Source organism: Streptomyces sp. CO7, from assembly GCF_053474865.1.
Map to the genome: position 1 here is coordinate 603,473 of NZ_JBRIOU010000005.1, position 8,153 is coordinate 611,625.

Annotated in this window: 7 protein-coding genes and 3 tRNA genes; 5 read left to right on the forward strand and 5 right to left on the reverse strand. The window is 72.1% G+C overall.

The genetic code is table 11. From position 1 onward, the window contains the following. From ACOV8S_RS21250 to ACOV8S_RS21265, 4 genes are all read right to left on the reverse strand, one after another. Positions 1-1,881, reverse strand: a 1,881-nt coding sequence (locus tag ACOV8S_RS21250; protein ID WP_448319416.1) for an ABC transporter ATP-binding protein, incomplete at its 3' end; no start/stop codon positions are given. After that, entirely contained in the window at positions 1,881-3,614 is a 1,734-nt protein-coding gene (locus ACOV8S_RS21255) for an ABC transporter ATP-binding protein (RefSeq protein WP_448319418.1), read from the reverse strand. The genes ACOV8S_RS21250 and ACOV8S_RS21255, both read right to left, overlap by 1 nt. A gap of 283 nt (positions 3,615-3,897) precedes the next feature. Next, positions 3,898-5,352, reverse strand: a complete 1,455-nt coding sequence (locus tag ACOV8S_RS21260; protein ID WP_448319420.1) for a xylulokinase — start codon at positions 5,350-5,352, stop codon at positions 3,898-3,900. A gap of 166 nt (positions 5,353-5,518) precedes the next feature. Continuing rightward, a complete protein-coding gene (locus ACOV8S_RS21265; RefSeq protein ID WP_448319421.1) occupies positions 5,519-5,821 on the reverse strand; it encodes a YtxH domain-containing protein in 303 nt (100 codons plus the stop codon). A gap of 147 nt (positions 5,822-5,968) precedes the next feature. Here ACOV8S_RS21265 and ACOV8S_RS21270 point away from each other — a divergent pair. The 3 genes from ACOV8S_RS21270 (at position 5,969) to ACOV8S_RS21280 (ending at position 6,400) form a co-directional block, all read left to right on the forward strand. After that, positions 5,969-6,041 (forward strand) — tRNA-Asn (locus tag ACOV8S_RS21270). Positions 6,042-6,047: 6 nt separating this feature from the next. Continuing rightward, positions 6,048-6,120 (forward strand) — tRNA-Asn (locus ACOV8S_RS21275). A gap of 203 nt (positions 6,121-6,323) precedes the next feature. Beyond that, positions 6,324-6,400: transfer RNA gene (locus tag ACOV8S_RS21280), tRNA-Ile, on the forward strand. Between the two features lie 87 nt (positions 6,401-6,487). Here ACOV8S_RS21280 and ACOV8S_RS21285 read toward each other — a convergent pair. Beyond that, positions 6,488-6,643: a hypothetical protein gene (locus ACOV8S_RS21285; RefSeq protein ID WP_448319422.1), complete on the reverse strand. Its 156-nt coding sequence runs from the start codon at positions 6,641-6,643 to the stop codon at positions 6,488-6,490. Between the two features lie 210 nt (positions 6,644-6,853). On the opposite strand from ACOV8S_RS21285, the gene ACOV8S_RS21290 reads away from it, so the two are divergent. Further along, positions 6,854-7,219 carry an STAS domain-containing protein gene (locus ACOV8S_RS21290; RefSeq protein WP_448319424.1) on the forward strand — a complete coding sequence of 122 codons (366 nt, stop codon included), beginning with the start codon at positions 6,854-6,856 and terminating at the stop codon, positions 7,217-7,219. Beyond that, positions 7,216-8,153: anti-sigma factor RsbA family regulatory protein (locus ACOV8S_RS21295; protein ID WP_448319425.1), on the forward strand; the 938-nt coding region annotated here is incomplete at its 3' end. The genes ACOV8S_RS21290 and ACOV8S_RS21295, both read left to right, overlap by 4 nt.

Here is an 8,153-nt window from a genome sequence, read left to right on the forward strand (position 1 = left end):
GGCGTAGGCGCCGCCGGCCGCCAGCAGCTCCGCGTGGCGGCCCTGCTCGACGATCGCGCCGTCCTCCATCACCAGGATGGTGTCCGCGTCGCGGATGGTGGAGAGCCGGTGCGCGATCACGAACGCGGTCCGGCCGTGCGCCAGCTTGGCCATCGCCTTCTGGATCAGCACCTCGGTGCGGGTGTCGACCGAGCTGGTGGCCTCGTCCAGCACCAGGATCGTCGGGTCGGACAGGAAGGCCCGGGCGATGGTGATCAGCTGCTTCTCGCCCGCGCTCACCCCCGAGCCCTCGCCGTCGATGACGGTGTCGTAGCCCTCCGGCAGGGTCCGCACGAAGCGGTCGGCGTGCGCGGCCCGCGCCGCCTCCTCGACGTCGCCGCGGGTCACCTCGCCGGGCGCGCCGTAGGCGATGTTCTCCGCGATGGTCCCGCCGAACAGCCAGGTGTCCTGCAGCACCATGCCGATCGCCGAGCGCAGCTCGTCGCGCGACATGGTCGCCACGTCCACGCCGTCCAGCGTGATCCGCCCGCCGGTGACCTCGTAGAACCGCATCAGCAGGTTGACCAGCGTGGTCTTGCCCGCGCCGGTCGGGCCGACGATGGCCACCGTGTGCCCCGGCTCCACGGCCAGCGACAGGTCCTCGATCAGCGGCTTGTCTTGGTCGTAGCGGAACGACACGTGCTCGAACCCGACCCGGCCGCGCAGCTCCTCGGGCCGCACGCCCGGGATCGGGTCCGCCTCCTGCTCCTCGGCGTCCAGCACCTCGAAGACCCGCTCGGCCGAGGCGACGCCCGACTGCACCAGGTTCGCCATCGAGGCCACCTGCGTCAGCGGCATGGAGAACTGGCGCGAGTACTGGATGAACGCCTGCACGTCACCGATCGACAGCGAGCCCGAGGCCACCCGCAGACCGCCGACCACCGCCACCAGGACGTAGTTCAGGTTGGAGACGAACATCATCAGCGGCTGCATGACGCCGCTCATGAACTGCGCCTTGAACCCGGCCTCGTACAGCTCGTCGTTGTGCTCGGCGAACTTCCTCGCCGACTCGTCCTGCCGGCCGAACACCTTGACCAGCGAGTGGCCGGTGTACATCTCCTCGATGTGCGCGTTCAGCTGCCCCGTCGTACGCCACTGCGCCACGAAGTGCGGCTGGGACCGCTTGCCGACCCGGGTCGCCACCACGAACGAGAGCGGCACCGTCACCAGCGCCACCAGCGCCAGCAGCCAGGACACCCAGAACATCATCACCAGCACGCCGACGATGGACAGCACCGCGTTCACCAGCTGCCCCATCGACTGCTGCAGCGTCTGCCCCAGGTTGTCGATGTCGTTGGTGACCCGGCTCAGCACCTCGCCGCGCTGCCGCTTGTCGAAGTACGACAGCGGCAGCCGCGACAGCTTCGTCTGCACGTCCTCGCGCATCCGCAGCATCGTCCGGTTGACGGCCCGGTTCACCATCCGGGTCGCCACCGCCATCAGCAGACCGGCGGCCAGGAACATCCCGAGGGCCAGCAGCAGCACGCCGCCCACCGCCGAGAAGTCGATGCCCCGGCCCGGAGTGAAGTCCACCCCGCCCAGCATGTCCGCGACGCCGTCCTCGCCGCGGGCCCGCATCGTCTCCAGCACCTGCTCCTTGGAGGCTCCCGCCGGCATCTGCCGGCCGACGATCCCCGCGAAGACCAGGTCGGTCGCCCGGCCCAGGATCTTCGGCCCGGCCACCGTCAGGCTCACGCTCGCCACCACCGAGACGAGCATCACCCACAGCGACACCCGCTCCGGCGCGAACTGCCGCAGCAGCCGCCTGGTCGACCCCTTGAAGTCCATCGACCGGTTCTCCGGGCCCGTCCCGGCCATCATCCGCCCCGCAGGCCCGGCCATCAGGCTGCCTCCGCTTCCGTCAGCTGGGAGAGCACGATCTCCCGGTAGGTCTCGTTGCCGTCCATCAGCTCCGCGTGCCGGCCCGTGCCGACCACCCGGCCCTCGTCCAGGACCACGATCCGGTCGGCGTCCCGGATCGTCGAGACGCGCTGCGCCACGATCACCACCGTCGCGTCCGCCGTCTCCCGGGTCAGCGCCGCGCGCAGCGCCGCGTCCGTGGCGTAGTCGAGCGCCGAGAAGGAGTCGTCGAACAGGTAGATCTCCGGCCGCTGCACCAGGGTCCGGGCGATCGCCAGACGCTGCCGCTGGCCTCCCGAGACGTTGGAGCCGCCCTGCGCGACCGGGGCGTCAAGGCCGCCCTCCAGCGCGGAGACGAACTCCTTGGCCTGCGCCACCTCGAGCGCGTGCCACAGCTCCTCGTCGGTGGCGTCCGGGTTGCCGTAGCGCAGGTTGGTGGCCACCGTCCCGGCGAACAGGTACGGCTTCTGCGGCACCAGCGACACCGTCTTCGCCAGCACCCGGGGGTCGATCTCCCGGACGTCCACCCCGTCCACCAGGACCTCGCCCTCGGTGGCGTCGAACAACCGCGGCACCAGCCCCAGCAGGGTGGACTTGCCGGAACCGGTCGAGCCGATCACCGCCGTGATCTCGCCCGGCCGTGCCGTCACCTCGACGGCCTTGAGCACCGGCTCCTCGGCGCCCGGGTACCGGAAGCCGGCCCCGCGCAGCTCCAGCGTCCCGCTGGTCCGCAGCTCGGTCACGCCCGCCACCGGCGGCACCACGCTGGACCCGGTCTCCAGGACCTCCTGGATCCGCTCGGCGCAGACCTCGGCGCGCGGGACCATCATGAACATGAAGGTGGCCATCATCACCGACATGACGGTCTGCATCAGGTAGGCCAGGAAGGCCGTCAGGTCGCCGATCCCCATGCTGCCCGAGTCGATGCGGTGCGCGCCGAACCACAGCACCGCGATGGACGCCAGGTTCACCACCGTCATCACGATCGGGAACATCAGGGCCATCAGGTTGCCGGTGCCGAGCGCGACCTCGGTCAGCTCCTCGTTGGCCTTGCGGAAGCGCCGCTGCTCGTACTCGTCGCGCACGAAGGCCCGGATCACCCGGTTGCCGGTGATCTGCTCGCGCAGCACCCGGTTCACCTGGTCGAGGCGCTCCTGCATGGTGCGGAACAGCGGGCGCAGCGCCCGGATCAGGAAGGTCAGCGCCACCGCCATCACCGGCAGCACCGCCAGCAGGACGCCCGACAGCGGCACGTCCAGGCCCAGCGACATGATCACGCTGCCCACGCCCATGATCGGGGCGGACACCATCATCGTGAACGTCATCAGCACCAGCATCTGGACCTGCTGGACGTCGTTGGTGGTCCGGGTGATCAGCGAGGGCGCGCCGAAGCGGCCCACCTCGCGCGCCGAGAAGGACTGCACCCGGTCGAAGACCGCGGCCCGCACGTCACGGCCCAGCGCGGCGGCGGTCCGGGCGCCGAAGCGGACGGCGCCGATGTTGCAGACCACCTGCACCAGGGAGATCCCCAGCATCAGGGCGCCGAAGGCCAGGATGTAGCCGGTGTCGCCCTTCACCACGCCGTTGTCGATGATGTCGGCGTTGAGCGTGGGCAGGTAGAGGGTCGCGCAGGTCTGCAGGAGCTGCAGCACCACGACGACGGTGATGGGTTTGCGGTAGGGCCGCAGATGGGCCCTGAGAAGTCGTATGAGCACGCCGATACTTTCGAGAGGCCGACGAGGAGGAGGCGGGGTCCGCCGCCGTTGGGCGGGGAGGACCCCCACGCGTCCCTATCGTCGAACACTCCCGTGGTGTTACCTCAAGCCGATTGAGCCAAGCGCGGGCCAAAACGCGGTCATGGTTCAGCCGTGGGGGTATCGCGAGGGACGGGACGCGGCGAGGTCCCGGCCCGGTTCAGCCTCTTCCTGCGCAGGTGAGGCCCGGTGAACGCGGCACGCCCCCGCCGCGCGGGGCGGCGGGGGCGCGCGCGTCGCTCGTTCAGGAGGTGAAGGCGCCCGGGTGGGTCTGCTCGCGGACCGTGGCGTACTGGCGGCGGACCGCCTGGCCGACCGGCAGGTCCTCGCCCGGCTCCAGAACCTGTCCCATCGCGCCCTGCCAGGCCGGCGGCCGGCGGGGGTCCGACGAGCCCTGCGCGACGCCCAGCGCCCAGGCGGCCTGCCGGGCCGCGCCCAGCGCCGCGTAGTCGGCCGGCTGCGGCACCACGACCTGCGCCCCGAACAGCGCCGGAGCGATCGCCCGCACGGCCGGCAGCTCCGCGGCCTGCCCCAGCAGGAAGACCCGCCGGACCTCCACGCCCCGGCCCCGCAGCAGGTCCAGCGCGTCCGCGAGGGAGCACAGCATCCCCTCGAAGGCGGCCCGCGCCAGGTGCTCGGGCCGCATCGACTCGGTGCGCAGCCCGCTCAGGGTGCCCGCCGCGTTCGGCAGGTTCGGGGTCCGCTCGCCCTCCAGGTACGGCAGCAGCACCAGGCCGTGCGCGCCCGGGGTGGACTTCAGCGCCAGCTCGGAGAGGGCCTCGGGACCCTCCAGGTCCAGCATCGCGGCGGTGGCGCGCAGCGCCCGGACCGCGTTGGAGGTGGAGACCACCGGCAGGTGCATCCCCGTGGCGTCGGCCAGCGAGGTCACCGCGCCGCCGCCGTCGCTCACCGCCTCCGGATGCACGGCCATCACCGAGCCGGAGACCCCCAGCGAGACGACCGCGTCGCCCACCCCGACGCCCAGCCCGAACGCCGCGGCCATCGTCTCCCCGGTGCCGGCCGAGATCAGCAGGCCCTCCGGGGTGGTGCCGGCCGCCTCCCAGGGGGCGAGCACCTCCGGCAGCCCGGTCCGGTGCCCGAGCGCGAGCTCGACCAGGTCGGGGCGCCAGGAGCCGGTCGCCGCGGACCAGTAGCCGGTGCCGGAGGCGCCGCCGCGGTCGGTGGTGCGCCGGACGGGGCGGCCCAGCAGCTGCCAGACCAGCCAGTCGTGCGCCTGCATCAGGAAGGCCGTGCGGTCGGCGTTCTCCGGCTCGGTGCGGCGCAGCCAGCGCAGCTTGGTGACGGGCTGCGCGGCCTGCGGCACCAGGCCGACGGCCTGCGCCCACGCCTCACGGCCGCCGAAAGCGTCCATCAGGTCGGCCGCGGAGGTCTGCGCCCGCCGGTCGGCGCCGGTCAGGGCGGGCCGCACGAGGCTGCCGTTGCGGTCCAGCGGGACCAGGGCGTTGCGCTGCGAGGACACACCGATGGCCTGGACGTTCTCCAGCAGCCCGCCGCCCGCCGCCTCGCCCAGCGACCGCAGCCACGCCTGCGGATCGACGTCCGCCGGACGCCCTCCGCCCTCGGCGGGCTCGATCGGATGCGGAGCGTAGCCCTGCCGCAGAACGGCACCGGTCTCCGCGTCACAGACCACGATGCGAGTGGAATCGGACGAACTGTCCAAGCCGGCGACTATCCCCATGAGGGTGATTGTGCACCACGGACGTCATCTCACACCCGGATGCGGCAGGCCGGTGGAACACGGATCCGGCCCGGACGCGGCACGGGCCCGTACCGCACGCGGCACGGGCCCGTGACCGGGCGACCGGGGCCCGGGCCCCGTCCTCCGGTCCTGTCGTCGAGTGGGTTCAGACGGTGCCGGTTCCCCAGTCGTCCGTGCCGCTCTGGCCGTTGGAGCCGGACCGGCTCCCGCGGACGGACTTCACCCGCTGGGACACCGAGTCGGGCATCTTGTCGCTCACCGTGTGGTAAGCCTTGCCCGCCACCTGACGGCCCTGCTGGGCCGCGGTCTCGGCGGTGTTGCGCACCGCGGGGTTCTGCGTGATCTGTCGCGCCTTCGCGACGATCTGTTCGTACCGCTCCCGCCCGGCTTTCGCGCCGAGCACGTAGCCCAGGGCCATTCCGGACATGAATGTGAGCCGGTTACGCATGGTCGGCCACCCTTCCTTCGGCTTCGGCAAGATCGCAGGGGATACCGATTGGCGGAGCACCCCCCTGCTTGCGCTAATGTATGTCTCGCAGCGAGCGCGCGCCCCCTGGCGAATACCCGGGTGGAGGCGTTCGATGCAGCGAGGCGATCCTCCGTAGCTCAATTGGCAGAGCAGCCGGCTGTTAACCGGCAGGTTACTGGTTCGAGTCCAGTCGGGGGAGCTTCGGTCCTCCATAGCTCAATTGGCAGAGCAGCCGACTGTTAATCGGCAGGTTACTGGTTCGAGTCCAGTTGGAGGAGCACGCTTGAACGAGGGCCCCGCCGGGGTCCTTTTTCATGCCCCACCGCACTCCGCGCCACCGTGCTCCACCCCTGCCGACACGCCCCGCGGCGTGCGGCCTGGTCGGTCATGTCCATGCAGTCGACCTACCTGAGGCAGGAGATCGTATGAGCGGCTATGCTGCGGCAGACGGCGCGCACATATGTGCGCGACGCGCCGTGAAGGGGCGGTAGCTCAGCCGGTTAGAGCAGCGGACTCATAATCCGCCGGCCGTGGGTTCGAGTCCCACCCGCCCCACCACGGATCATCGAAGCCCCCGGACAGGTCCGGGGGCTTTCGTCGTACCGGCAGGTCTCGAGCGGGCCGGCGCGGGGCCGGACCGGCGGGTCAGGACCGGTCGTCGGGCTCGTCGTCCGCCTCGCCCTCCGCCTGGGAGGGCGTCATGTGCGGCGGGTTGGTGTGGTGCTCGGGCTCCGCCTCCCCGGGCTCCGGTTCGCGCTCGCCCTCGGCCTGCGAGGACATCGGGATCGGCTCGTCGCTCATGGGGTTCTCCTTGGGGCTGCGGTTCTCGACCTGGCGCGGAGGCACGCGGTGACACGGCCCACCGCCTAGGGCCTCGCGCGGCGGGTACCCGCGCGGGGAGCGCCTGACGCGTGGCGGACCTCTCGTCCGGGCCCCGGCGCGAGGGAGGGGGAGTACCGGGGCGGCAGGCATACTGGACGAGGCGCCGAAGCGACCCGGACAGGAGGCGGTGTGCAGAGCCAGGAAAGGACTGCCGCGGCGGCGGGCCCCACGGCCGCGACCGCGGCCCCGCACTTGGCGGTCCACCCGCTCCCCGACGGGGACGGCGTGCGGCTCTGCGGGGAAGTGGGACTAGTGACCCGTCCCGTCTGGACGGACGTGCTGGCCGGGGCCGTGAGAGCCGCCCGGTGCGCCTACGTGCTCGACCTGGCGGAGGTCGACTTCGTGGACGTGGCGGGGGCCGAGGAGCTCGCCGCCGCCGTGGACCGGCTGGGGACCGGCCGCCGTCTCGTCCTGCACAACCCGCCGGGGACCCTCGTCCGGGTCCTGGAGATGTACTGGCCCGGCATGCCGGGGATCGAGGTGCCGACGTCGTGAGTACCGTGACCGAACCTTTCGTGCACCCCGCCCTGTTCTACGGGAACACCGACGAGTACCTGGCCGGCTGCCTCGCGTTCGTCCGCGAGGGACTGGAGCGGGACGAGCCGGTGGCCGTCGCCGTGCCCTCGTACAACCTGAAGCTGATCGAGGCCGCCCTGGGCGAGGACGCCGCGCGGGTACGTTTCCTCGACATGCAGCAGGCCGGCCGCAACCCCGGCCGCATCATCCCGGGCGTGCTGCGCGCCTTCGCCGACGCGCACCCGGACGCCCCGCGGGTCCGCCTGATCGGGGAGCCGATCTGGGCGGGACGCTCCGAGACGGAGTACCCGGCCTGCGCCCAGCACGAGGCGCTGATCAACCACGCCTTCACCGGGCGCGAGGTCAGCATCCTGTGCCCGTACGACACCACCCGGCTCGACGAGCGGTCGCTCGCGGACGCCTACGTCACCCACCCCGTGGTCATCGACGGCGAGGGGCGGCAGAGCGACAGCCCCGCCTATGACCCGGACGGTCTGGTGGCCCGCTACAACCTGCCGCTGCCGGAGGCCGCGGGCGGGGTCCGGCTGACGTACCGGTACGACGCCGACGCGCTGCCGACAGCCCGGCACCGCAGCGTCGCCGAAGCCGCCCAGATGGGTCTGACGGGCGAGCGGCTGGACGACTTCGCCCTGATCGTGGCCGAGCTCACCACCAACAGCGTGGTCCACGGCGGGGGCCGCGGCGCCCTGCGACTGTGGGCCGAGGACGGCAGCCTGGTCTGCGAGGTCCGCGACGCGGGCCGGCTGACCGACCCGCTGGCCGGACGCCGCCCGGCGGGCCGCGACCAGATCGGCGGGCGCGGCCTGCTCACCGTCAACCTGCTGGCCGACCTGGTGCGCGTGCACACCGGCGGTTACGGGACCACGATCCGGGTCTACCTGGCGCTCCCGGT